Origin of the sequence: Moorena sp. SIO4A1, assembly GCF_010672065.1 — a bacterium.
Lineage (GTDB): Bacteria > Cyanobacteriota > Cyanobacteriia > Cyanobacteriales > Coleofasciculaceae > Moorena.
This window is the reverse complement of sequence record NZ_JAAHHX010000011.1, coordinates 216775-241267: the sequence shown is the minus strand read 5'-3', so window position 1 is coordinate 241267 and position 24493 is coordinate 216775. Positions and strand designations below refer to the sequence as shown.

At 43.4% G+C, this 24493-nt stretch carries 22 protein-coding genes; 6 read left to right on the top strand and 16 right to left on the bottom strand.

Annotated elements, in window-relative coordinates:
* Positions 1 to 77: 77 nt before the first annotated feature.
* On the bottom strand, positions 78 to 722 hold the full coding sequence (locus F6K53_RS11970) for a c-type cytochrome (protein ID WP_293073376.1): 645 nt from the start codon (positions 720 to 722) through the stop codon (positions 78 to 80).
* Between the two features lie 301 nt (positions 723 to 1023).
* Entirely contained in the window at positions 1024 to 1677 is a 654-nt protein-coding gene (petE, locus tag F6K53_RS11965; RefSeq protein ID WP_293080821.1) for a plastocyanin, read from the bottom strand.
* A gap of 292 nt (positions 1678 to 1969) precedes the next feature.
* Between petE and F6K53_RS11960 the strand changes: the two genes are divergently transcribed.
* Positions 1970 to 2344 carry a hypothetical protein gene (locus F6K53_RS11960; protein WP_293080819.1) on the top strand — a complete coding sequence of 125 codons (375 nt, stop codon included), beginning with the start codon at positions 1970 to 1972 and terminating at the stop codon, positions 2342 to 2344.
* Positions 2345 to 2884: 540 nt separating this feature from the next.
* On the opposite strand, the gene F6K53_RS11955 is transcribed toward F6K53_RS11960, so the two are convergent.
* The 4 genes from F6K53_RS11955 to F6K53_RS11940 form a co-directional block, all read right to left on the bottom strand.
* On the bottom strand, positions 2885 to 4198 hold the full coding sequence (locus F6K53_RS11955; protein ID WP_293080816.1) for an aminopeptidase P N-terminal domain-containing protein: 1314 nt from the start codon (positions 4196 to 4198) through the stop codon (positions 2885 to 2887).
* A 365-nt stretch (positions 4199 to 4563) separates the two neighbouring features.
* Positions 4564 to 5349, bottom strand: a complete 786-nt coding sequence (locus tag F6K53_RS11950; protein ID WP_293017473.1) for an MBL fold metallo-hydrolase — start codon at positions 5347 to 5349, stop codon at positions 4564 to 4566.
* Positions 5350 to 5373: 24 nt separating this feature from the next.
* On the bottom strand, positions 5374 to 5991 hold the full coding sequence (locus tag F6K53_RS11945) for an aminodeoxychorismate/anthranilate synthase component II (protein ID WP_293017474.1): 618 nt from the start codon (positions 5989 to 5991) through the stop codon (positions 5374 to 5376).
* Positions 5992 to 6039: 48 nt separating this feature from the next.
* The gene (locus tag F6K53_RS11940; protein ID WP_293080813.1) at positions 6040 to 6684 is read right to left on the bottom strand and encodes a hypothetical protein; all 645 of its coding nucleotides are present in this window, start codon (positions 6682 to 6684) and stop codon (positions 6040 to 6042) included.
* 749 nt (positions 6685 to 7433) lie between these two features.
* On the opposite strand from F6K53_RS11940, the gene F6K53_RS11935 reads away from it, so the two are divergent.
* On the top strand, positions 7434 to 7637 hold the full coding sequence (locus tag F6K53_RS11935; RefSeq protein ID WP_293046860.1) for a hypothetical protein: 204 nt from the start codon (positions 7434 to 7436) through the stop codon (positions 7635 to 7637).
* Positions 7638 to 7700: 63 nt separating this feature from the next.
* On the top strand, positions 7701 to 8090 hold the full coding sequence (locus F6K53_RS11930; RefSeq protein WP_293072560.1) for a hypothetical protein: 390 nt from the start codon (positions 7701 to 7703) through the stop codon (positions 8088 to 8090).
* A gap of 116 nt (positions 8091 to 8206) precedes the next feature.
* Here F6K53_RS11930 and F6K53_RS11925 read toward each other — a convergent pair whose 3' ends face one another.
* The 6 genes from F6K53_RS11925 to F6K53_RS11900 all read right to left on the bottom strand — a co-directional run bounded on the left by F6K53_RS11925 (position 8207) and on the right by F6K53_RS11900 (position 15719).
* Complete coding sequence (locus F6K53_RS11925; protein ID WP_293072562.1) at positions 8207 to 9127, bottom strand: N-acetylmuramoyl-L-alanine amidase; 921 nt, start codon at positions 9125 to 9127, stop codon at positions 8207 to 8209.
* Positions 9128 to 9698: 571 nt separating this feature from the next.
* Entirely contained in the window at positions 9699 to 11183 is a 1485-nt protein-coding gene (locus F6K53_RS11920) for an aldehyde dehydrogenase family protein (RefSeq protein ID WP_293080811.1), read from the bottom strand.
* Between the two features lie 335 nt (positions 11184 to 11518).
* Positions 11519 to 12295, bottom strand: a complete 777-nt coding sequence (locus F6K53_RS11915; protein WP_293080808.1) for a class II aldolase/adducin family protein — start codon at positions 12293 to 12295, stop codon at positions 11519 to 11521.
* 529 nt (positions 12296 to 12824) lie between these two features.
* The gene (locus F6K53_RS11910) at positions 12825 to 13283 is read right to left on the bottom strand and encodes a BON domain-containing protein (protein ID WP_293072119.1); all 459 of its coding nucleotides are present in this window, start codon (positions 13281 to 13283) and stop codon (positions 12825 to 12827) included.
* 211 nt (positions 13284 to 13494) lie between these two features.
* Positions 13495 to 14169, bottom strand: coding sequence for a fasciclin domain-containing protein (locus F6K53_RS11905; protein WP_293072120.1), 675 nt, complete (start codon positions 14167 to 14169; stop codon positions 13495 to 13497).
* Positions 14170 to 14447: 278 nt separating this feature from the next.
* Positions 14448 to 15719 (bottom strand): HAMP domain-containing sensor histidine kinase, encoded by a 1272-nt coding sequence (locus F6K53_RS11900; protein ID WP_293017485.1) that lies wholly within the window; start codon positions 15717 to 15719, stop codon positions 14448 to 14450.
* 90 nt (positions 15720 to 15809) lie between these two features.
* Between F6K53_RS11900 and F6K53_RS11895 the strand changes: the two genes are divergently transcribed.
* Entirely contained in the window at positions 15810 to 16019 is a 210-nt protein-coding gene (locus tag F6K53_RS11895) for a hypothetical protein (RefSeq protein ID WP_293080806.1), read from the top strand.
* 8 nt (positions 16020 to 16027) lie between these two features.
* On the opposite strand, the gene F6K53_RS11890 is transcribed toward F6K53_RS11895, so the two are convergent.
* Positions 16028 to 16705 carry a response regulator transcription factor gene (locus F6K53_RS11890; protein ID WP_293017486.1) on the bottom strand — a complete coding sequence of 226 codons (678 nt, stop codon included), beginning with the start codon at positions 16703 to 16705 and terminating at the stop codon, positions 16028 to 16030.
* Positions 16706 to 17163: 458 nt separating this feature from the next.
* On the opposite strand from F6K53_RS11890, the gene F6K53_RS11885 reads away from it, so the two are divergent.
* A complete protein-coding gene (locus F6K53_RS11885; RefSeq protein WP_293080803.1) occupies positions 17164 to 21198 on the top strand; it encodes a cobaltochelatase subunit CobN in 4035 nt (1344 codons plus the stop codon).
* 175 nt (positions 21199 to 21373) lie between these two features.
* Here the strand turns inward: F6K53_RS11885 and F6K53_RS11880 are convergent, their stop codons facing one another.
* Positions 21374 to 21523 carry a hypothetical protein gene (locus F6K53_RS11880; protein ID WP_293066807.1) on the bottom strand — a complete coding sequence of 50 codons (150 nt, stop codon included), beginning with the start codon at positions 21521 to 21523 and terminating at the stop codon, positions 21374 to 21376.
* Positions 21524 to 21853: 330 nt separating this feature from the next.
* Here F6K53_RS11880 and F6K53_RS11875 point away from each other — a divergent pair, with 330 nt between their 5' ends.
* On the top strand, positions 21854 to 22330 hold the full coding sequence (locus F6K53_RS11875) for a CYTH domain-containing protein (RefSeq protein WP_070392218.1): 477 nt from the start codon (positions 21854 to 21856) through the stop codon (positions 22328 to 22330).
* A 64-nt stretch (positions 22331 to 22394) separates the two neighbouring features.
* On the opposite strand, the gene F6K53_RS11870 is transcribed toward F6K53_RS11875, so the two are convergent.
* Together F6K53_RS11870 and F6K53_RS11865 are read right to left on the bottom strand one after the other, a co-directional pair.
* A complete protein-coding gene (locus F6K53_RS11870) occupies positions 22395 to 23381 on the bottom strand; it encodes a DUF4351 domain-containing protein (protein WP_293048131.1) in 987 nt (328 codons plus the stop codon).
* A 138-nt stretch (positions 23382 to 23519) separates the two neighbouring features.
* Positions 23520 to 24493: DUF4351 domain-containing protein (locus F6K53_RS11865; protein WP_293080800.1), on the bottom strand; the 974-nt coding region annotated here is incomplete at its 5' end.

Below are 24493 nucleotides of genomic sequence, written 5' to 3'. Positions count from 1 at the left end.
TGATAGCTGATAGCTGATAGCTGAATGCTTACGATTGATTTTCACAAATCGTTTATAAACCCAATTGAATCAAGCTATTACCAACCATTGTCAGCTTGATACAGCACATAATCAGCAAGCGCTGCAATCTGCTCCTCTTTTAGCTTACCTTTGAAGGCTGGCATGGGGGGTTTACCATTGGTGATCTGGTAAACGATCTTGTCCTTAGAATACATGCCATACTTCTCAAGGGCATCCTTTTTCAGAGTTTTTTGGGTATTGATTAAATTCTTTCCACCTGCATGACAAGCGGCACAGTTGGCTGAGAAGACTTGTGCTGATTTCTTTAGGGCTGCGTCATCTACGGCTACAGCTACTTCGACAGGTTCAGCAGGAGTAGTTTCTTCCTCTGCTACTGCTTCTGGCTCAGCAGCAGGCTCAGGTGCTACAGCTACTTCTTCTGGTTCAGCGGGAGTAGTTTCTTCCTCTGCTACTACTTCTGGCTCAGCAGGAGTAGTTTCTTCCTCTGCTACTGCTTCTGGTTCAGCAGGAGTAGTTTCTTCCTCTGCTACTTCGGTGGGTTCCGCTGGGGATTCCACTGTTTCAACTGCAGCAGTTGGGGCAGGTGTGGTTTCTGGAGGAACAGTAGCTGTAGTTGCGCTACCGCAACCATAGGTAAAGGTCAACACACAGACCGTTACCACTAAGAGTGATAGTAGCTTTTTCAATGCAATTTGTCTCATGAGATTAAAAAAAACAAGTTCGCTAGTCCATACAGGATTGTCAGATCATGTATTTCTTTCCGTCAAAAGACAAGCTGTCAAACTTCTTGATTTCTTCCTGACTTGAAACGCAGTAAGGGCGCACACCGTGCGCCCTTAAGTCATACCCTAGGGTTATAGTTGCTAGGTAAGTCTTGATTTAAGTTCACTAAACTACCACGATTTGCGATCGCTTAAGTCTTAGAATAGTTAATCTTGTGAAACCTCTGTGGTTTTCACATTCCAAATAAAGTCTTGATCAACAGCCCTAGTCCTAGTGCTACTATGATGCAGCTTCAACATTGATTTTGCCTACCATGCCAGCACCACGGTGAGGGGCACAGTAGTAGGAGTATTTACCAGGCTCATCAAATGTAGATGTATAGGAAGAACCCGCAGACATCAACATGTTTTTATGACTCAGTGATTCGTTGCCCTCAACAATAACATTATGAGGACCAATTTTGTTCATCACCCACTTGACGGTGTCCCCCGGTTTGATGGTAAGAACACTTGGGTCAAATTTTAGTTGGCCATTGTCTGTACCCATTTTTACAGTGTAAGTTTCTGGAGCAGCTGCGGCAGCAGGCTCAGGTGCTACAGCCACCTCAGTGGCTTCGGCTGGGGCGGGTTCTTCTTCAGCCACCTCGGTGGGTTCGGCTGGAGTGGGTTCTTCTTCAGCGACCTCGGTGGGTTCGGCTGGGGCGGGTTCTTCTTCAGCGACCTCGGTGGGTTCCGCTGGGGCGGGTTCTTCTTCAGCCACCTCAGTGGGTTCCGCTGGGGATTCCGGCTCTGGGGCAACTTCAGCAGCTGGGGCAGGTGTGGTTTCTGGAGGAACAGTTGCTGTAGTTGGGCCGCCGCAACCATAGGTAAAGGTCAAGATACAGACGGTTACCACAAGCAGTGATAGTAGCTTTTTCAATGCTATGTTTTTCATAAAAAAAATTGAACCATGACTGTCAATGGTTCAATTATATGACAAGGTGTCATATACATTACAAGCTGTCAAACTTATTATGATCAGATCCTATAGAAGCCCTACAGGTAAAGGGAAGGGCGGCTGGCACAGACATAGCGCGAGGCAGCAATTAAGTAATCTGCTAGTATGCCCAGGTAGTATGCCCAGGTAGTATCCCCAGGGAAATGCTAAGCTGCCATCACACCAGCAGTAATAGGGGCAAATCCACCGATGATCAGGGTATCTTAGGTACGGGTGATCATCGGTGTAGATGATTAACGAAGCTTATTTAGCGGCACAAGGATTGGATTTACTTGCACAAGGATTCTTTTTACTTGCACAAGGATTTTTTTTACCAGCACAAGGATTGCCTTGCTCTGTAGTACTCTCACCAGGAGCAGTATTGGTTGTGGGAGTTTCTCCGATTCACAACCATGGTACATGGGGAGTAGTAGCGGTGATCAGTGGCCAGGAAAAAAACACCTTTTGGCGGCGTACTGATGACCCAGATTTTTGCGATCGCATCGAACAAGTTGGGGAAAAAATCCTATTCCCTGGAGATATTATTAGTTTTACCTCTGATGGGATCCATAGTGTGGAAGCAATGGGAGATGAACCAACAATTACCTTTAATATTTATGGGTAAACAAACTACGACCAGCGATTTGAGTTTGATCCACTAACCCATTCTGCAAAGACCTTTTGAATGTAGAATTAAGAATTAAGAATTTATAATTTAGGTAAGCATTCAGTTATCAGCTATCAGTTATCAGCTATCAGCTATCAGCTTATGGGATAGGGCACGCTACAATAACAGCTTTTGAATAAAACAGGTAAGCATTCGTTTAATAGTCACGAAAGTCACAGGTTAGAAGCCTGTGCCACAAAGCTGACGGCTGACCGCTGACCGCTGAATGCTTACGAATTTATAAATTATAATTTATAATTTATAATTTACAATTTAGAATTGGTAATTATCAATTTAAAGTTGAAGGTTTTCTGTCAGCATACATAATTTAAACTTTAGAACCTATAATTCTACCTTCTTAATTCTTAATTCTACATTCTTCATTCTTCATTCTTCATTCTACCTTCTACATTCTTAATTCTACATTCTTAATTCTACATTCTTAATTTTACAACGCACCACCCACGGGCTGATATCTTGGTGTAGATGAACAATAGCTTAAGTCTCTAGCTCCTCTAAGGATTTCGGTACACCAGCAGTCAATACTTCATTCCCTGACTCAGTCACTAACACATCATCCTCAATCCGAATCCCAATCCCGCGCCAGCGCTGATCAATAGCTGGCTGACCTTCCACAGGCTCAATATCAGGACCAATATAAAGTCCTGGTTCCACTGTTACTACATTACCGGGCTGAAAAATCTGCCAGTTTTCCCCCTGTTTGTAGCCTCCACTGTCATGGACATCCAACCCGAGCCAGTGACCAGTGCGGTGCATATATATATGTTTATATTTCTCTTCTTTAATAATTTCCTCACTATCACCAGCCAGGAGTCCCAAATCGATTAACCCTTCCACCAGGATTTTCACAGCCGTGTCATGAAATTGATTAAAGGGATTCCCTGGTTTAACTTGTGCGATCGCATTCAACTGTGCCTTCAAGACCAACTCATACAGAATTTTCTGCTCTGGGGTAAACTTACCACCCACTGGAAATGTCCGAGTAATATCAGCGTTATAATACCCATAAGAACAACCAGCATCAATCAGTAGTAAATCCCCCTCTTGCATCTGTCGATTGTTCTCGGTATAGTGTAGAACGCAGCTATTAGCCCCAGATGCTACTATGCTCGGATATGCCGGTCCGATGGCACCTCGTCGCCGAAAATCATGTTCTAGCTCTGCCTGCACTTCATATTCATAAAGTCCAGGTTGAGTAAATGCTCTAGCATGGTTATGGGCATCCACAGAGATTTCCACAGCTTGACGCATCAACTTCAATTCCCTAGTACTCTTAACCCGGCGCATCCCATAGAGAATTAAGTTAGTGGATTCGAGAGCCATCGGTCCGGTTCCGTTCTTGGGATAAAGAGCCATCAACCTTTGCCAGTGTTTCAGGATGGTATCATTGAAAGCTTTATCCCGTCCCAAGTGGTAATAAATTCGATCGGCCTTTTTTAAATACTGAGGTAACTTCTCATCCAACTCAGTAATCGGATAGGTCTCATCAGCACCAAATAGTTCTTTTGCTGCTTCGACACCTGTCCGATAGCCTGTCCATACTTCTTTCTTTGGTTCTTTCGGTTGCACAAACAGGACAAATCGGTGTTCTTCGTGATGGGGCGCTAGTACAACTACGGCCTCTGGTTCATTGAAACCTGTCAAGTAAAAAAAATCGCTATCCTGTCGGAAATTGTATTCCACAGTATTATGCATAATGGCAACCGGGGCGCTCCGAAAGATAGCGGTCCCGTTGCCAATCTTACTCATCAACTGTTCACGACGCTCTTTATATTCGGTTTGTGGAATCATGTAGTTATTGGTTAGTTGTTCGCTATATTTCTTTTTAGCCTAAGCCCACCTAGATATAACCGGTTAATGGCAATTTTACCGTATAGGTTGTACCAACTCCGACTTGACTAGTTAAGAGGATGTCTGAAAAGTAATTGGCTAACACATCCTGCTGTTTGACTAACTGATACTTCTAACTGGTGCCTATAGAGAGCTATTTGAACGCACCCCAGCTAAATTAAAAATTATAGCTGGGGATTCTTATGCTAGGTTGGACTGAGATAGCTTCCATAAACTACTGAGCGTCACTGGAGTTCTCAGCGTGTGGGACTCCACCAGTCCAGAAAAGCGGTTGCAGTCTGGGTAAGGGGCTAGGCAAGCCCATTCTAAAAGTTGTAGTTGTAACTCATTAGTTGAATCACTGACCCATCCTGGGATAAATCCCTTGAGCTAATCCTAATGGTATCGTTTTTGGCACGGCGTATGGGTGTGTCCTTCATCAATGTTAAAAACTCCTCCAGTGGCAAAATATCACACTGTTCGGCATCAGCGGCCTTGGTTCGGAAATGAGTAGGAATCATGATCTTGGCCTTAAGGAAATCAAATGCCTGTTTAGCTTCTTGAGGGTTGTAAGCTTTCGGTCCCCCTCCTACTGGAATCAACGCTAAATCAGGACGCCCGATCAGAATTTTCTGCTCAATATCTAGAGGTGCTGCTGCTCCTCCCAGGTGTAGGATATTGATACCATTTTGAGTCCATTTCCAAGCCACATTATTACCAAACCGACGTCCACCGACTCGGTCGTGAGGAATACTAATTCCTTCGAATTTTAGCCCATTTACTTGAAAAATACCCGGTTCAAAGAGGAGCCGGGGACTCCCCGGTATTCCTTCCGCTGCTCCTTCATCTAGTAGTAGGCTACTGATTAGGACTAAATCTGCCTCTACTTTTGGTGATTTATATCTAGCCGTACACCCAATGGTTTGGAATGGGTTGACTAAAACTCGCACACCACCCCCAGTAAATAAAAAGCAGGTATGACCAAGCCACTGTACTGTCAGTACATTGCGTGATGGCTGTGCTTGGTAAGAAGTGAGTCCAGAAGCTAAGCCGGTTGAAAGAGTTGTGAGTACACCCGCACTCACATAGCGCATCAACTGTCGCCGTTTCATGGTTTCTTGGAAACAAGTTTATTTTCAGGGAGATATAGAGAGAGTAGCAGATGCTGGCAGGGATTCTAAGAAGTTTTTTAGAAGTTGCTTACCAGAACAGGTCAAAATACTCTCTGGATGAAATTGGACGCCTTCGAGGTGGGGATAGTTCCGATGTCTAACTCCCATAATTGTGCCATCATCTACCCAAGCCGTGATTTCCAAGACATCAGGACAGCTGCTGCGGTCAATAACTAAGCTATGGTATCGAGTCGCTGTGAAAGGATTGGGTAATTCCCGAAAAACCCCAACCCCAGTGTGATGAATCTCTGAGGTTTTGCCATGCATCAATACTGGTGCCGAAACAATTTTCCCACCAAATACCTGACCCAATGCTTGATGACCCAAGCAAACCCCTAGAATTGGTATATTTGACACCAAATTGCTGTAGATAGCACTTGATATGCCAGCATCTTCAGGACGTCCTGGTCCTGGAGAAATCACTACCCCATCTGGGTTGAGTTGGCGAATTTTCTGTAAATCAATTTTATCATTGCGATAGACCTGAATCTCTGATGCAACAGGTAATTGGGTACCCAATTCTCCTAGGTACTGTACTAAGTTGTAAGTAAAGCTGTCGTAGTTGTCAATGACAATAATCATGATCGGTTACTCCCGATTGACCATAGGTTGCAGGTTATAGATTATAGGTTACAACTTAATTGAACTCTGCCCTGGTTTTAAGCTTAGTATTCCAATCAGAATTGAGAATATCTCTTCTGTATCCCTAGGAATAGTCTGACTTTGAATAGTTTTGGCAATGTGCTTCCGTTTCCTATCAAGGGTTCCAAATTTCCAAATATCCCCCAGAGTAACAGCGCCATAGAGGACTTCAATAGATTCGCTCTCTTCATACTTATCTAAAGCAATTAATTCTGCTGCTAACTGGTTGAAACCACCATCAATATCTTTCTTTTTGGCTTCTATAATAATCAGATTTTGACTACTTTTTAATAAGTAGTCTAGCGCTCCCCCTAGCTGATCGTTAATGTCTAGGGGATACTCAACATTGACTTTAACTGGGAGCAGCTTGGCAATTTCCAGGATTAGTGGGGCAATCAGAAATTCCCGTTTGGCAATTTCCGAGGTAATGCTTATTTTGGGAATAATGGTGTAGTAGGTATGGTTGAGCTGTTGAATGATATCTAGGTCATAGTTAGTAGACTTAGGGAGGTCAATTACTTCAATGGCAAAGGAGTAACCAAACTCACCAACAATTTCCTCAGTGGGATTGGTCATCGCAAAATAGTCACTAAATGTATACTTTCGGTTTTCTTTGAATATCGATTTTTTCATAAGTTAATTTGTTAGCAATCAGCTATCAGCGTGTCGCGTATCAGTTATCAGCTTATGGGTTAGGTCTCAGCGTCGAAGCCTGTGCCACGGTAGAAGCCTGTGCCACGCTACTTGACTTTTGAATAAAACAGGTAAGCATTAGTTTAATCTTTGTTACGTCAGCTTCTCCCTGGCCGTAAGGATTAAGCGGAGTGCTGAGTGCTGAGTGCTGAGTGCTGAGTGCTGAATGCTTACCCGATCAGCTAAGAGCTCCAAATAGATCATAATCCCGAGAATAAGGAATTCTGGCTCTTAATGTTGTTTAGCGATCGCATTGCTTAAATTGTAGTCAAATCTTGATTTTTGTAAGTAATCAAGTATTTATACTTATTTATTCTGGTTAAGAGCGATTGGCCTTAGGCCTCAGCTTCCGCTAAAAGCGATCGCACTCGACTACCCAACAACCAGCAAACCCGAGCTTGGCTTCACCCTCTTAATGTTGTTTAGCGATCGCATTGGTTAAATTGTAGTCAAATCTTGATTTTTGTAAGTAATCAAGTATTTATACTTATTTATTCTGGTTAAGAGCGATCGCTATTTATAGTTGGTAAGTGCTATGACAGTCAGCGACTAATCGCTTTTTTAAGATGTACTTTATAATTTACTTTATCAACAGTCTCTTAGGCTACGGCGCACATCTGTTCCAATATCATAACGAGATAGTTTGATGTCTAAGATATGATTAGACCCAATCAGGAGACTGATAAACTATGGCATTTAGCGACTTTAAAACTATTGCTGATGTACAGAAACACTATCAAATTAAATACGAAGAGGGAACGTTTATAGTTTCTCAAGACACTGACCCACCAGAAATTTTTTTGAAAGACCTAGAGTTTTATAAAGAAACGATAGATGTATTCAGCTCGGAAGCTTCCCGGAGTGAAATTATCATTTCCCCATTGTTGCGATAACTCTATAAAAAATACTATAAAACCTATGCTTTCTGGATTCAAAAAAGCATTTTCTATGACCAAGTGCTTTCAGGGACTCCTGACTATATATTTTCGACAAAATCGGAATTAGGAAAAACGGTTTTAGAAAAACCACTGGTTATTATTGTTGAAGCGAAGAAAAATGATTTTCAACAAGGTTGGGGGCAATGCCTTGCCGAGTTGGTAGCTTCCAAAAAAATATTAGGTGCGCTTTCCGTTGGCGAATTAAATTCGCCACGGGTCGCACCTCAAGATGTTCAACGTCCTGTTTATGGCATAGTTACTGATGGTAATTTATGGCAATTTGGACGATTACAAAGGGACATTTTTACTCAAAATATCGAGAATTTTACGATTGATAAATTGTCAGGATTATATGGAGCATTAGACTATCTTATCCTGTTAACGGAAAACTATACTAGTAATCAGTAATATTCGTTATTACCTTCAACTATTATAATTCCTGTCCCCCATTAATCTCACGCTCCCTGATCGGGTGAGACATGAGGCAACTGCTGGTCGAATGATCAACGTGGCTCAAAGCCTTGCTAGTCAATCAATTTACTCCAAGTTTGTGGTCCGACGATACCATCAGCCGTTAAACCTTGTTGTTTCTGAAATCTGATCACAGCACTTGCGGTGCCTGAACCAAAGATACCATCTGCCTGAGTTCCCACCCGACGTTGGAGATATTTTACCGTGGTCCCTCCAGCATGATTAGGTCTAAGTATGGGTTGCTCAAGAATCTGATTAATAGTCTTCCATGTGGTCGAGTCACCAATTCCAGTTTGGTTAATTCCTACAATAGCTTGAAATGTTTTTATTGCTGCTATAGTCGCCTGATCAAGGGAGCCATTTTCTACTAATGGCTGACCAGCAGGACTTTTAACTTTTAAGCGATTGAGAGCTTTTTGTAATTCTATAACATTATCGTCAGAGGAAGATTTAGTAGTTGGTGGCTCTTCTCCTGTTAATCCTTTAACAATTGCATTAGCCAATGCTTCTGGATCGTAGAGTTCCATATCTTTCTGGGAATCACAAAAGCAGCTTTCTATGAGAATTGCTGGCATATTGGTATATCGGAGGACATATAAATGAGAGCCATTTTTAACCTTTCTATTGAAGTAACCTAACTCCACTATCTTTTCTAAAACTGGCTGGGCAATTTTTTTGGCAGTATCACTAATCGCAAATACTTCTGTTCCATTAGCTTGGCCATTAAATGCATTAAAATGAATTGAAACAAACTGATCAACTCGATTAGCATTGGCTATATTGCACCGTTGCCGCAGCGAGCTGCCCAAAGTACTCGCACTCTTAGGCTTGCATTCAACTACCTGATGTCCCAAGTCTCTCAATTTTGAAATTACTCTCGTTCCCACGTCCCTATTCATTTCATCTTCTACTCTGATACCTTGAGCTCCTGTATCAGCACGCAAGTTGTGACCAATATCAATTCCGTACTTCATGAAACCTTCTCAATCTCTATAATTAGCCCTTTTCTCTAATTCTGTTCTATGTTAGTGGATTTAAGCCAAGGGTGCTTAACAAAATTTAATAAACGGCTGCTAAATGGACAACTCACACTGAACACTTGTTTTTTTCTAAATTGATCCGGATCAAGAAACCTTAAGGAATAACATCATAGGACTTTAAATGATTGTCCGAGTATAATATCAAGTCCGGTTAACTAGCCATAATCAAGAAAATTGATGGGGAGATAGGGAGATAGGGAGATAGGGAGATGGGGAGATAGGGAGATAGGGAGATGGGGAGATGGGGAGATGGGGAGATGGGGAGATTTTTATTAAAGGGTAATTATCCGCAGATGCTATCATAAGCAATTGTTCTGAACTTTAATCTGAACTTTAACTTGAACCTTGAGCACAGCATAAAGTAATGGGCAATAGGAAATTGGCTGACAATTCCCCATTACCCATTACCTTGTCCCAAATTACCAACTAACTAGCTGTAGCCTTCTTTTGCTTTAGCCTTTCGGGTTGTTGATATTAAAACCCAGGCTTTGTGATTGCTACAATGCTACAATTGAACGGTCACTGTCTTGACCTCGGTGTATTGCTGCAAGCCATACTCCCCAAGTTCACGACCAATCCCAGACTGCTTGAAACCACCGAAGGGAGCAGCGGCATCAAACACATCATAGCAATTCACCCAGACAGTACCAGCACGGACATTGTTTGCGATCGCATGAGCTTTAGTAATATCCTTTGTCCACACGGCTGCGGCTAAGCCATAAATAGTATTATTTGCCCGCTGAATCACTTCATCGATATCTTTGAACTTAATAATGCTCATCACTGGGCCAAAGATTTCTTCTTGAGCAATCTTCATCTGATCTTGGACATCAACAAACACTGTCGGTTCGATGAAGTAACCGCGATCGCCAACTCGGCCACCACCACACAACATCTGAGCTCCTTCCTGCTGACCAGACTCAATATAGCCCATCACCTTATTGAACTGTTCGAGATCCACTTGGGGACCCTGTTCTGTGTTGGCATCAAACGGGTCACCAACTGTACGATTTTGTGCCCGTTTCACACACTTGTCTACAAACTCGTCATAGCACTTCTCTTCCACAAACAGCCGCGAACCAGCACAACAGCACTGTCCTTGGTTAAAGAACAGGGCAAAGTGAGCGCCCTCAATGGTTTTATCCATGTCAGCGTCAGCAAAGACAATGTTAGGACTCTTACCACCAAGTTCTAGAGTGACCCGCTTGAGGTTACTCTTAGCTGCAGCTTCCATAATTAGATGCCCTACCTCAGTGGAGCCGGTAAAGGCAACTTTATCGATATCCATATGATGTGAAATCGCAGCCCCAGCGGTTGGTCCATAGCCTGAAAGAAGATTCACCACACCAGGAGGGAAACCTGCTTCGATAATCAGTTCACCGATCCGCAACGCTGATAAAGGAGTCTGTTCCGCCGTTTTCATCACCACGGTGTTACCAGCTGCCAATGCTGGGCCTAACTTCCAAGCTTGCATCAACAGTGGAAAGTTCCAAGGAATAATCTGACCAACCACTCCCACAGGTTCATGGCGCGTGTAGCAGAAGTAGGGTCCGCTGATGGGAATTGTTTTGCCTTGAATCTTATCTGCCCAGCCAGCATAGTACCGATAGCAAGCAATGACTAGAGACAAATCTGCATTAAACGAATCACGATAGGGCTTCCCATTGTCTAGGGTTTCCAGCCGTGCTATTTCTTCCTTGTTTGCTTCGATTAAGTCAGCTAGCTTGTAGAGTAACTCCCCCCGCTGGGTGGCCGACATTTTGGGCCAGTCTCCACTGGTAAAGGCTGTCCTAGCCGCCACTACTGCTTTATCAACGTCTGGGGCATCAGCCTCAGCCACATCACAGATCACCTCTCCTGTAGCAGGGTTAATCGTCTCGAATCGTTTCCCAGAGACGCTCTCTACCCATTCGTTGTTAATCAGCAGCTGAGTTGGGCCGATTTTGACCGTTGGCTGTGGTCTTGTCTTTGGTGTAGGGGCGGTGACCATAATCGTCTTCTGTCGTTAAGTTTATTTTTTATGACATTCTCAATTCTAATGGTGGATTGTCAACTTAAAATTTAACTAAAAATATATATTTTATTAATATTTTATTTACGATTGTTAACTAACTTTCAAGTTTTGCTTAATTTTGTTAACACTATAGCCAGAGTATCCCTAAGTATCCCTATGGTAATATCTATAGGGGCTATGATATTAATGAGGTTGTACACACCTATTTTTTACCTGTTCCCTGTTCCCTATTCCCTATTCCCTAAAATCCAAAACTTGTGTACCTAAGCTATTTGATTATTTGATAAATGCTATAAAATATTACTATCCAATCACCCATTACCAATATTGGGTTGAACTCCATAGGTTTTAAACTTTTCTATAACTATCTGCATTTCTTCCTCACTCAATAATTGAGGTTCTCCATAAATTTTGTTAACGCTGATGATTTTGATATAGATTTGAGCCAAGGTTTCTAGCTCTTGTGCGACTTTCAGAGCGTGCCTTAGATCTTTTCCACAGGCAATCATACCATGATTTTTTAACAAACAGGCAAATGAATTGCCCAGTGCTTTTAGGGCGTTGTTGCTAAGTTCTTGAGTGCCAAAGGTAGCATAATCAGCTACCTTTATACTGCTCCCACCTATCCTAGCAACCATATAATGAAAGCTGGGTATGGGTATACCCATACAAGCCAGTGCTGTAGCATGGATACTATGAGTATGAACAATAGCATTGACATCGGAACGATTCAACAGTATGTCATAGTGAAATCGCCATTCACTGCTGGGTAAATAACGATTATTATCAGCAAAAACAGGTTGTTTGTCTTTGCCGAAGTAAATTTTGCAGATTTTATCAGGAGTTAGGTCTTCGTAGTCTAGTCCACTGGGGGTTATTGCTATTGCCTCACCGATACTGTCTCTAACCCTGACACTCACATTACCACTGGTACCTTGATTGATACCAAGACTGTTCATGCGAAGACAGGTATCAATGATCTGCTGGGCGGTTATGGTTTCAACAGGGATTGACTTGATGATCATACTAAGTTGCACCTGATCCGGGAATTTGGGGACTTTGTCAACAATCCTATCCCCCTTGAGCACCACAAGGATATAGCAATCCTAATTTCTAGGTGAACAATACTTCCCTAGTTCGTTAATTTGAGTTGCGAACTGTCACTGTTGAGGAATCATACAAGATTGCTATAGACACCGATGCACCGATAATCCAACCCTATCTTAATCTGTTTATCAGTATTCTTACCCTTGCTGCAATCAGAATCAATTGCTATGTATAGCCATGGTAATTAATTTATTGACAATAATGGATACTATTCTTCAGGTGCGACCCGTGGCGAATTTAATTCGCCAAGTAAGAGCGCACCTAACCATCTTCCCCCTCCTGCCCCTCTTTCTCCTTTTAACCATCTTCCCCATTTTCCGGCTCTTCCGGTGAACCGCAACTCAAATCGGATTGCTACACCATGAATTAAAGCCGAGAGACACTCAACAACAAAAGTCGCCTACCACTATGGCAAAAGCAATAGGCGACTAACTCCTCTCTATGGATTAGATAATTACATCAATTAGGTAACATTGGCAACAAAGGATTGGTACTTGACCAGATAAGCGATCAGCTGTTTGGCTCTTTGACAGTAGCTTGAACATCCACGCTCTGAACACCTTCAACCTGGATTGCCAAAGGTGCAATCTGACTCAATTGATCATCAGACGATACTTTTCCTGAGATAGTTACCATTCCCTCTGCCGCTTCAACTTCCAACTGGGTATTGGGGAGCTTGGTTTCTAAATTATTAAGTACTAAACTGGCTAGTTGGTCATCTTCATCAAGGTTTTCTAAATTACCCAAGGCTTGATTTGGCTCTTGAGTAGTTCCAAAATTTACCTCGATTTCCTTTCGGGTTTCTTGAACCATGGCATCCCCTTGGTTTCCTTCAGACCGTAAGGTGACTAGTTCTTCATCGTTTTGATCTATAGAGTAGGAGGGTTCATCACTTGTTTTAGCTTCATCGCAAGCAGCAGCACCAAACAGAATCACTCCACCTAGTAAAATTGGCATCAACTTATTCATCTTTAATTTCTCCTTGTTCTCTCCTTGTATTTACTCCAATCGAGTCCGGTTAATCACTTCGTATTCAGGTAAATCGCGACGTGTTAAGTGTTAAGTATTCAGTGAACATTGACACTATTAAATTTCCGAAAAAACCTGAATAATAAGTAGTCAAACGGACGGGATATAATTCCCAAAAACACCAAACTTATTGAGCTGAATTTTCTAAATCTTAATTTGGCATGACTCCTGTTGGTTTTGGTTCCGATTGAGCATGAGATCTTGAGGGCAAAATTACATGGTTAACAACATGCATAATGCCGTTAGTGGCTTCAATATCTGCTTGAGTTACCTGGGCATTGTTGACATTAACATTACCGTCTTCACCCACGTGTACTGTCACCGCTTTTCCAGCCATAGTGATAATTTCTCCCGACTGGATTTCACTGCTAGGAACTGCACCACTTACAACATGATACTTTAGCAGCTTTACCAGTACCTCTTTGTTTTCTGGTTGTAGTAGACTGTCTAAGGTATTTGCTGGCAGTGCAGCAAAAGCGTCATCGGTGGGAGCAAAAACAGTGTAGGGTCCTTCACCTGCCAAGGTTTCCGTTAAGCCCGCTGCCTCAATTGCTTTGACAAGGGTTTGGAATTGATCATTGCTCGCAGCTTGCTCTACAAGGTTACTGGTTGTAGATTCAGTGTCAGCGGTAGCTGGCATTTCTACCTTTTCACCCTCTTGAACGGGTTTGCTCAAGGAATCGGGGGCACTTTCTACCATAGACTCAGTTGCACCATTGACAGGATCTTTAACTGAGTTTTCTGTTTTTTCTTGCGCTATTGCCGGGAAACTGATCAGAGCACTTAATCCCAGAATACCTGTTAGCAATTTAATGGGAGTTTTCATTTAGATCATCTCTCCTGAATGCTAGGTATGGTTGACGCTTTCCAACTAAACGGCTTCATATTTTGATATTATTACCCAAAAGTAAAAAAGTCGGTAAGAAATTTAGAAATTAGGGAGTATAAATTAGGGAGTAGGGAGTAGGGAGTAGGGAGTAGGGAGTAGGGAGTAGGGAGTAGGGAATATGGCCTCAAAAATTATCACAATTAATTCCTACACGGATCTCTATATAATTCTTTATAATTCTTTCAAAAGAAAATCCCAACCTAGAGCCTATATTCCTAAACCAGCGGTAAACGTATCTGAAAGCAGCTACCAACCCCAACCTGAGACGTAAGGGTGATTTTTCCCCCATGACTGTGAGTGATTGCTTGAGCGATCGCAAGTCCCAACCCCGTACCCCTCTCTCGGTGAGAACGAGCTTTATCCGCACGCCAGAAGCGATCAAACACAAACGGCTGATGTTCAGGGGCAATACCAATGCCAGTGTCCTCAATCATGACCAGGGCATAGCGATTCTGTTTGGCAACAGTAAGAACCACTTTTCCTTGAGGGGGTGTGTATTGCAGGGCATTCTCTAACAAGTTGGAAAATAAACGGGTGAGTTGCCCTTCATCCCCAATTACAGAGACTGTTGTCAGGCCGTGATATTCTAAGGTAATCTGCTTATCTTGAGCAAATGATTCTAACAATTCCACCAAATTATGCAAAACTGTATTGAGGGAAATGGGGACTGACTTTCGGGTCGGAATTGACAAGGCTGCATCAGTGCGAGCTAAAAATAGTAAGTCTTCTGCTAAGTGGCTCATCTGGTCTGTAGCGCTAGCAATAGCCACTAACTTCTTAGCATCCTTGGGATGAATGCGCTCAGGATGATTTCGCATCACATCCACAGAGGCTTTAATTGCTGTCAAAGGACTGCGCAATTCATGGGACGCATCAGCAGTAAACTGTTTAAGCTTTTTAAAACTTTTCTCAATCGGCTCAAGAGCTTTCTGGGTCAGCCAAAGTCCACCAATACCAACAAACCCTAGAGCGATCATTCCTCCCATTCCTAATCCCCAAAATAGTTGGCTTTGGACAATTTCTACATCCTCTGTGGATTGACTGGCTCGAATATAGCCCTCTAGGGATGGTTGGCTTGGTTTCGAGGTGTCCTTAAAAACAGAAATTGTAAACGTCCTAATCGGCTCTGATGTCTCAGGGAGTTCTAGAGTCAACGAACCCAGTTTTGGCGGGAAAGTCAATACAATCGCACCTCGCCTTGCCAATAGTTTCCCCTGATCATCAAACCATTCTAAGCTTTGTTTGTCTCGGTTAAAGATATCTCGCCAGGGGACTTCATCAACTTGTTCAATGTATTGACTCCCTTTAACTTCTACTTCAGTAAATGAGGGGGCAGCAGATTGGGCTAAAGTCTGTAGTTTTTTGTCAAGTTGCTGGTATAGACTCTGTGTTAAAAAAACATACACACCCGCACCAAATACACTCAAAATTGCGGCCATTACCATCAGGTAATACAACAAAAGACGCCAGCGCAAACCTTTAAACATCTGGTAATTAGTAATTAGTAATTAGTAATTTTAGTAATTGGTAATCGTTAACTGACCCAACTATACTTGATATCATTCGTTGCTTCACGAATGCCGTCAACTTACCCTACGGGAAGGCCAAAGGCGAACAACCTGCCAACTTTCAACCTACCAACCTTAAACCTGCAACCTACCCTACGGGAACGCCAAAAGCGAACAACCTTGGCCAAAAGGCCACGCGCTTCGCAGCAAAGCGGGACTTCGTCCATCCCGTTCAACCTGCCAACTTTCAACCTGCCAACTTTCAACAGTAACAACTGAATATTGAATTAGGGATTTTCTTTGAGACGATAACCCAAACCATAGACTGTCTCAATCAAATCAGAGGGAGCTCCTGCTGCGTCGAGTTTCTGTCGTAAACCTCGGATATGAGCTTTAACGGTTGCTTCTTCTGGTAGTCGTTCAAAGGACCATAGGTTTTCCAGGATTTGAGCACGGCTAAACACACGGCGAGGATGGCGCAGGAAAAATTCTAGCAGAGCATACTCTTTCGGACTTAGGGACAAGAGACGGTCTTTATAGAAGACTTCACAGGTACTGGGATCAAGGCGGAGGGAATCCCATTCCAGTACAGGTGGTAAGGTAGTATTTCCCCGGCGCAGTAAGGCCCTAATCCTAGCGGACAACTCTCCTAAATCAAAGGGTTTGACTAGATAATCATCTGCACCAGCATCCAGTCCTACAATTTTATCACTGATGGTATCCCGAGCCGTCAGCATTAGAATGGGAGTAAGGTCGCCTTGGGAGCGCAACTTGCGGCAAAGGCTAATACCATCAATCTTTGGCAGCATCACATCTAACAAAATTAAATCATAGCTGAAGCTCTCTACTAGTTCCCTACCCTCTTGACCATCATTGGCAACATCCACGACATAATGCTGGTCGGTGAGGTCTTCAGCAAGGGCGTCGGTAATCCGCTCATCATCTTCTACTAGTAAAATCCTCATCTTCAGTACCTCTAACTCTAAATGATTACCTGACTTTTATCTTTGATTATGACCAATTTTTTGACAACTGTAGAAAAATTTGGGAGTTTTCCATGATACTGGTAAAATGATTGATAGTAAGTCAGGTTAATCAGTTACCAAATAGTGCCGGTATTTTTGGGAATGGCTTATGGGGAATCGTCAACTACAGCATTATTAGTTGATATCTAGAAATCAAACTAATAAAAATAGGGAACTTCGGCTCAGCAAAGTAGCGCTTTTTGATACTGTTTTCGTCAATTATTTTTCCCTTGTCCAAAGTTCTTTTGTCCGCAGTTGCCGACAACTGCGCCCAAGTCTAATTAGTAATTATTCTCAATCATGGCACGACTTACCCAAGGGCACTGGGAGGGTTAGCCGATCAGTACGATTATGATCAAATATGATCAAAGTGTAAAGAATTATTTCGAGCGGGTTCCATGAAACGCATTGTACTGATAGCAGGATTTGAATCCTTCAACGCTGACTTGTACCGCAAAGCTGCTGAGTTAGCTAGCTCCCGCTGTCCGGAACTGGATATTAGAGTATTTAGCGATCGCGAAATCACTGCCAACCCTGATACTGTAGAAGCTGCCCTCCAAGATGCCCAAGTCTTCTTTGGTAGTCTACTATTCGATTATGACCAAGTGTTATGGTTACGCGATCGCATTCAACACATCCCCATCCGCTTGGTATTCGAGTCAGCTCTAGAACTGATGAGCCTGACTCAAATTGGTCAGTTCAAAATTGGGGATAAACCCAAGGGGATGCCCAAGCCAGTAAAATTCATCCTGGACAAATTCAGCAACGGACGAGAAGAAGACCGCTTAGCAGGTTATATCAGCTTTTTGAAAATTGGTCCGAAGCTGCTGAAATATATTCCTGCTAGAAAAGTCCAAGACTTGCGCAATTGGCTAATTATCTACGGTTACTGGAATGCTGGTGGCTCAGACAATGTGGCATCTATGTTCTGGACCCTGGCAGAGAAATACTTACAGCTGAAAGTCGGAGAAATTCCGCCACCAGTGGAAACTCCAAACATGGGGCTACTCCATCCGGACTACGACGGGTATTTTGAATCCCCACGACAATACCTAGAATGGTACAAAAACTTTAAAGTTAAACAATTAAACGTTATTGGGCAAAGCCCTACCAGCCCGCTAGCTTCTCAACACAACCTTGGCCAAAAGGCCACGCTACGCTCTCAACCAACTAACCTTCAACCCACCAACCTTCAACCCACCAACCTTCAACCAACTAACCTTCAACCAACTAACCTTCAACCAACTAACCTTCAACCAACTAACCTTCAACCTGCCAACCCTAGAGAAAACCCTGTTGTTGGTATTCTGCTTTATCGCAAACATGTAGTTACAAAACAACCTTATATTCCCCAGTTAATTCGCTACTTTGAGGAAGCTGGATTAACTCCTTTACCGATCTTTATCAATGGTGTAGAAGGTCATGTAGCTGTGCGGGATTGGATGACATCTGCTTATGAAACCCAACAGCGGCAACTGGATAACGTGGAAACTCCTTCCCTCTCTCAAGACGCTGTAGAAGTTGATGCCATTGTTTCTACCATCGGTTTCCCGTTGGTAGGGGGTCCAGCTGGTTCTATGGAAGCAGGAAGACAGGTGGCTGTAGCGAAACGTATTCTCACTGCTAAGAATGTCCCTTATACTATTGCTGCACCCCTACTGATTCAAGATATTTACTCTTGGACAAGACAAGGCATTGGGGGGTTGCAAAGTGTCGTTTTATATGCATTGCCGGAATTGGATGGAGCAATTGATACTGTACCCCTAGGTGGTTTAGTCGGAGAAAATATTTATCTGATTCCCGAACGAGTTAAGCGACTGACTGGACGGGTAAAGCGTTGGATTCAACTCAGACAAACCCCACCAGACCAAAGACGAATTGCCATTATTCTCTATGGTTTCCCTCCTGGGTATGGAGCAACAGGAACAGCAGCCTTATTGAATGTACCGCGATCGCTTCTTAAATTCCTCCACGCTCTAAAAGAACAAGGTTACACTGTTGGAGAATTACCAGAAGATGGGGAAGAACTAATCCGCTGGGTGAAAGCAGCAGACGAAGGGTTGAATGGTGACAGCTTGAATGGTGAATGTTCTAACCAGCAACATTCAACCAGCAACATTCAACCAGCAACCACCAACATTCAACCTTGGCCAAAAGGCCACGCTACGCGAACAACATTCAACATTCAACCTTCGACCACAGTTAACGTTAAAACCCTACAAGAATGGCTAGGCTACTTGCTAACTACCCGTATTGAAAAACAATGGCAATCCTTGACTGGTACAGGAATCAAAACCAATGGGGATGAGTTCGAGATTGGTGGAATTGAGTTAGGAAATGTCTGGATTGGGGTACAACCACCCCTGGGTATTTCTGGAGACCCAATGCGGCTGATGTTTGAGCGAGACTTGACCCCACATCCCCAGTACACGGCCTTTTATAAGTGGTTACAGAATGATTTTGATGCCCATGCGGTGGTGCATTTTGGCATGCATGGCACCGTGGAATGGTTACCTGGTTCGCCCCTGGGGAATACGGGGTATTCTTGGTCGGATATTTTGCTAGGAAATATCCCGAATCTGTATATCTATGCCGCCAATAATCCTTCAGAGTCAATGTTGGCCAAGCGTCGGGGTTATGGGGTGTTGATTTCCCATAATGTACCCCCTTATGGTCGGGCTGGTTTGTATAAGGAGTTGGTAGTGCTACGGGATTTAATCTCGGAGTATCGGGAGGATCCTGAAAAGAATTATGCCTTGAAAGAAGCAATTTGTAAAAAGATTGTCGATAGTGGGTTAGATACCGATTGTCCCTTTGAGGATGCTAAGCGCTTGGGAATTGCTTTCAGTCCAGAGAATGCCCAGATGTTTAGTGCTGATTCATTTAATCGCTATCTTGTCAAGTTGTACGATTACCTGCTAGTGGTGGAACAACGGTTGTTTTCCTCTGGGCTGCACACTCTAGGTCAAGTGCCTGATTCGGAACAGTTAGAATCTTACCTCAGGGCTTATTTTGGGGAAGATGTCCCGGAAGCAATGGTTAAAGCCATTGTCGATGGAGAATTTGAATCCCAAACACCAGAAGCACGTGAACAGGTCGAGGACGAGAAGCTTGAGGAGGCGTTACGGATTGGTGAGTTGTTGATGCAGACTGGGGAGGAGTTGACGAATTTGTTGCGGGGGTTGAATGGGGAGTATATTCCTCCAGCTCCTGGGGGGGATTTGTTGCGGGATGGTCCTGGGGTTTTGCCAACAGGACGGAATATTCACGCTTTGGATCCTTATCGGATGCCATCTCCGGCAGCTTATGAACGAGGCAGGGAGGTGGCCAGGAAAATTATTGCCCAGCATCTTGAGGAACATCAGGAGTATCCGGAAACTGTTGCGGTAATGCTATGGGGATTGGATGCAATCAAGACTCGTGGGGAGTCCTTGGGTATTTTACTGGAGTTAGTAGGTGCAGTACCTGTTAAAGAGGGAACGGGACGGATTGTACGGTATGGTTTGATACCCTTAGCTGAGGTGGGTCATCCTAGAATTGATGTGTTGGCAAATCTCTCAGGGATTTTTCGGGATAGTTTTGTCAATATTGTTGAGCTGCTCGATGATTTGTTTTGTAGGGCGACTGAGGCAGATGAACCGGAGGAAGAGAATTTTATCCGCAAGCATGGCTTAGCGTTGCGATCGCAAGGGGTAGACAATGTTTCTGCTCGGTTGTTTTCTAATCCAGCCGGGGATTATGGTTCTCTGGTCAATGACCAAGTAGTCGATGGTAATTGGGAATCCGGGGATGAATTAGCGAATACATGGCAAAGCCGCAATGTATTTAGTTATGGACGGCAAGATAAAGGTCAAGCCCGTCCGGAAGTCATGGAGCAGCTGCTAAAAAGTACCAGTCGTATAGTCCAGGAAATTGATTCTGTCGAATATGGGCTGACGGATATTCAAGAATACTATGCTAATACTGGAGGCTTGAAGCGAGCAGCCGAAAAGCAAGGGGGTAAGACCGTTAATGCCAGTTTTGTGGAAAGTTTCTCAAAGGATACTACACCCCGGAAGCTAGAGGATTTGTTGCGGTTGGAGTATCGGACAAAGTTACTTAATCCCAAGTGGGCTGAGGCGATGGCCAATCAGGGGTCTGGGGGAGCTTATGAGATTTCCCAACGGATGACAGCATTGATTGGTTGGGGGGGTACAGCTGATTTTCAAGATAACTGGGTGTATGACCAAGCAGCAGATACTTATGCCTTGGATGAAGAAATGGCCAAGAGGTTGCGACAGGCAAATCCTGAGGCATTTCGCAATATTGTAGGCCGGATGTTAGAGGCAAATGGACGAGGATTCTGGGAACCGGATCACGAAACCTTACAGAAGTTACGGGAGTTATATGATCTCGCCGATCAGGAGATTGAAGGCGTGACGGCTGTAGGATAAGAGGGTGTGGGGTGACCGAGTGTGGTAATCGGGTGAAAATCTTGCTCGTAGTCATCCCAATTCCTAAACCTGAAAATCTTTAACTTACCCGTTCACCCTACACTCGTTTACCCTACATTAGTTTAGCCAATCAATAAGAGTGTGAGTATATTTCTTTTATCCTAACTATACTCGTTCACCAGATGTTATGGCCTTTGCCTGAATAGCCTTGTTCCCTAGACTCTTTGGTTTTTTTTTCTAACTCTTCAGCTAATTTTGCAAATTTTTTCATTTCATCAATTAATGCTGCTGCTCCACTATTTTCGGTTTTTGATTGTTGGTACATCGACGTTTATCCTAATAATTTTATGTACATTAGTTATTTACCTGAGCCGCACGGATGAGTTGATATATGAGTAACTCTATAAAATTGGATCTATTATTTTTATATTTCGTCGGACAATAAATGAATCCGGATTAACTCTGGTCTTTTAATATGAAGCAATCGCTAACTAAATAAGCAAGATTGTAAACTTTTTGATTACTATAGCAATAAGCATAATGGTTCGGATTTGCTCTGATTTTAAAATTGACAATCAACAATAATCAATTAACAATGGTCAATTTTAAATTAACCAATGACTAATAATACCCATTCACACTATACTTTTTACCCATGGCAACGGAAATTGAACGCAAATTTCTAGTAAAAGGCGAAGAGTGGCGGAAACTAGGCACTGGTAGTGTTTATCGCCAAGGTTACATTCGTACAACTAACCGCACTACTGTCCGGGTGCGCCTGGTGGGAGATCAAGGATATCTTACTATCAAAAGTCCCAAGGTGGGTTTTTCTAGAAAAGAGTATGAGTACCCTATCCCAGGCTCGGATGCTCAAGAAATGCTCGATACTTTGTGCCAGGGTCCCTTAATTGAGAAAACTCGTTATAAAATTGAACACGCTGGCTTGATTTGGGAAGTGGATGAGTTTGCTGGGGATAATCAAGGATTAATTTTGGCAGAAGTTGAACTAACTGATGAAAATCAGGACATTGAACTACCAGAATGGATTGGAGTTGAAGTCTCTGATGATCCGAGATACTTCAACTCCAATTTAGTTCAGCATCCCTATACTCAATGGTTACACAGAATCTAGGCTATAGGGTGTGGGGTGTGGGGTATGGGGGAAGAGAATTTGTACTTCTCTATCAGGAGTTGTTTTAATCAGTGGCTTCGGGTGCTGGCAAATGGTCTACTAATTGCTCAAGAGAGTCTACATCGATGGCCAGATCCATTAACTGTTCTAATTTTTCGACACTCAACCCCTTCACACGAGCTTGAATTTCAGGGGATAGGTCTCCAAAGCGCCTTTGAAGCAATCGTAGTAGCAGTCGCTCAGCTCCTTCCTGAAGACCTTCTTGACGACCTTCTAAAATACCTTCCTGACGACCTTGCTTAATGCCCAACCTTTCGATACTCGTGACATACTTCATGTTGACCTCCTGTTCGTACTGGTTAACTTCTTCACGAAAGGCTTGTTCTAGTGCTGAGGGTAAATGCATTACCCAGTCAATGAAATGATATAAGTTTAGGATGTCTTGTCGCTGATACCCTTGCTCGTACAATCGTCTGGTCAGAGCCATTTTCCAAATTTTTCGTTGCTGGCCATCACTGCGAGTATCAACTGCTTTCAGGTGAGCCATGATCACCGTGGCAAAGGGATTGGCACTTTGTTCTAATTCTGGCCACTGCTGTTTGTAGTCTAACAGTTTCACCATCAAAAAATTGAACTGGATTTTACAGCCGAAGATTTCGCTACTGTATTGGGTTGGTCGCCACTGGGGGTTAGCATCACTCAAGACTGCTAAACTAGCAACCGGTCGATTGTAGCGTCCGCTAATCCGATGATGGTAGGTGTACATCCGTTTAGCAAACTCCGTCTGTTTTTCCCCTTGGACTTCCACATGAATTAGAATCCAAGTTTCTTGACCATTGTTGAGCCAGACCTTAACCAGTTTGTCTGCCCATCGACGTCCTACTTCCGCGTCGCGCACCACCTTTTGCAGTTCTTTGTCTAAGAACTCACTTGGACGAGACCAATTGATTTGACTATGAATGTGGGCAAAGCACAGGGCAATGAAGGGCTCAAAGTACCATTCCAGGGTGTCTTTCCAGGGGGAATCATAGTCCGCTGCTGGGTTAATCATTAATTTCCTCTAGTTCGGCTGATTCATCTAATTAATCACCAAACCCTGTTTCCCTGGTCATCAAATAGTGAAGGATTAATTGTGATTAACCCTTCAGAATAGATACAGGACATATCAGTCCTGGTTTTAATCAGCGTTTTAATTAGCTGCTTCGGGCGCTGGCAGATGGTCTGCTAATTGCTCAACAGATTCTACATCAATGGCCACATCCATTAACTGTTCTAACTTTTCGACACTCAACCCCTTCACACGAGCTTGAATCTCAGGGGATAACTCTCCAAAGCGCCTTTGAAGCAATCGTAGCAGCAGTCGCTCAGCTCCTTCCTGACGACCTTCTTGACGACCTTGCTTAATGCCCAACCTTTCGATACTCGTGACATACTTCATGTTGACCTCCTGTTCGTACTGGTTAACTTCTTCACGAAAGGCTTGTTCTAGTGCTGAGGGTAAGTGCATTACCCAGTCGATGAAGTGATATAAGTTTAAAATGTCTTGTCGCTGATACCCTTGCTGGTACAATCGTCTGGTCAGAGCCATTTTCCAGATTTTCCGTTGCTGGCCATCACTACGAGTATCAACTGCTTTCAGGTGAGCCATGATCACCGTGGCAAAGGGATTGGCACTTTGTTCTAATTCTGGCCACTGCTGTTTGTAGTCTAACAGTTTCACCATCAAAAAATTGAACTGGATTTTACAGCCGAAGATTTCGCTACTGTATTGGGTTGGTCGCCACTGGGGGTTAGCATCACTCAAGACTGCTAAACTAGCAACCGGTCGATTGTAGCGTCCGCTAATCCGATGATGGTAGGTGTACATCCGTTTAGCAAACTCCGTCTGTTTTTCCCCTTGGACTTCCACATGAATTAGAATCCAAGTTTCTTGACCATTGTTGAGCCAGACCTTAACCAGTTTGTCTGCCCATCGACGTCCTACTTCCGCGTCGCGCACCACCTTTTGCAGTTCTTTGTCTAAGAACTCACTTGGACGAGACCAATTGATTTGACTATGAATGTGGGCAAAGCACAGGGCAATGAAGGGCTCAAAGTACCATTCCAGGGTGTCTTTCCAGGGGGAATCATAGTCCGCTGCTGGGTTAATCATTAATTTCCTCT

Bases quoted from the DNA above. Each gene is read 5' to 3' on its own strand.
- F6K53_RS11910 (WP_293072119.1), bottom strand. From the start codon at position 13,283: ATGAATAAGTTGATGCCAATTTTACTAGGTGGAGTGATTCTGTTTGGT.
- F6K53_RS11950 (WP_293017473.1), bottom strand. From the start codon at position 5,349: ATGAAACGGCGACAGTTGATGCGCTATGTGAGTGCGGGTGTACTCACA.
- F6K53_RS11895 (WP_293080806.1), top strand. From the start codon at position 15,810: ATGCCGTCAACTTACCCTACGGGAAGGCCAAAGGCGAACAACCTGCCA.
- F6K53_RS11940 (WP_293080813.1), bottom strand. From the start codon at position 6,684: ATGAAAAAATCGATATTCAAAGAAAACCGAAAGTATACATTTAGTGAC.
- F6K53_RS11900 (WP_293017485.1), bottom strand. From the start codon at position 15,719: ATGTTTAAAGGTTTGCGCTGGCGTCTTTTGTTGTATTACCTGATGGTA.
- F6K53_RS11890 (WP_293017486.1), bottom strand. From the start codon at position 16,705: ATGAGGATTTTACTAGTAGAAGATGATGAGCGGATTACCGACGCCCTT.
- F6K53_RS11960 (WP_293080819.1), top strand. From the start codon at position 1,970: ATGATTAACGAAGCTTATTTAGCGGCACAAGGATTGGATTTACTTGCA.
- F6K53_RS11880 (WP_293066807.1), bottom strand. From the start codon at position 21,523: ATGTACCAACAATCAAAAACCGAAAATAGTGGAGCAGCAGCATTAATT.
- F6K53_RS11905 (WP_293072120.1), bottom strand. From the start codon at position 14,169: ATGAAAACTCCCATTAAATTGCTAACAGGTATTCTGGGATTAAGTGCT.
- F6K53_RS11885 (WP_293080803.1), top strand. From the start codon at position 17,164: ATGAAACGCATTGTACTGATAGCAGGATTTGAATCCTTCAACGCTGAC.
- F6K53_RS11925 (WP_293072562.1), bottom strand. From the start codon at position 9,127: ATGAAGTACGGAATTGATATTGGTCACAACTTGCGTGCTGATACAGGA.
- F6K53_RS11935 (WP_293046860.1), top strand. From the start codon at position 7,434: ATGGCATTTAGCGACTTTAAAACTATTGCTGATGTACAGAAACACTAT.
- F6K53_RS11920 (WP_293080811.1), bottom strand. From the start codon at position 11,183: ATGGTCACCGCCCCTACACCAAAGACAAGACCACAGCCAACGGTCAAA.
- F6K53_RS11945 (WP_293017474.1), bottom strand. From the start codon at position 5,991: ATGATTATTGTCATTGACAACTACGACAGCTTTACTTACAACTTAGTA.
- petE (WP_293080821.1), bottom strand. From the start codon at position 1,677: ATGAAAAACATAGCATTGAAAAAGCTACTATCACTGCTTGTGGTAACC.
- F6K53_RS11970 (WP_293073376.1), bottom strand. From the start codon at position 722: ATGAGACAAATTGCATTGAAAAAGCTACTATCACTCTTAGTGGTAACG.
- F6K53_RS11955 (WP_293080816.1), bottom strand. From the start codon at position 4,198: ATGATTCCACAAACCGAATATAAAGAGCGTCGTGAACAGTTGATGAGT.
- F6K53_RS11875 (WP_070392218.1), top strand. From the start codon at position 21,854: ATGGCAACGGAAATTGAACGCAAATTTCTAGTAAAAGGCGAAGAGTGG.
- F6K53_RS11870 (WP_293048131.1), bottom strand. From the start codon at position 23,381: ATGATTAACCCAGCAGCGGACTATGATTCCCCCTGGAAAGACACCCTG.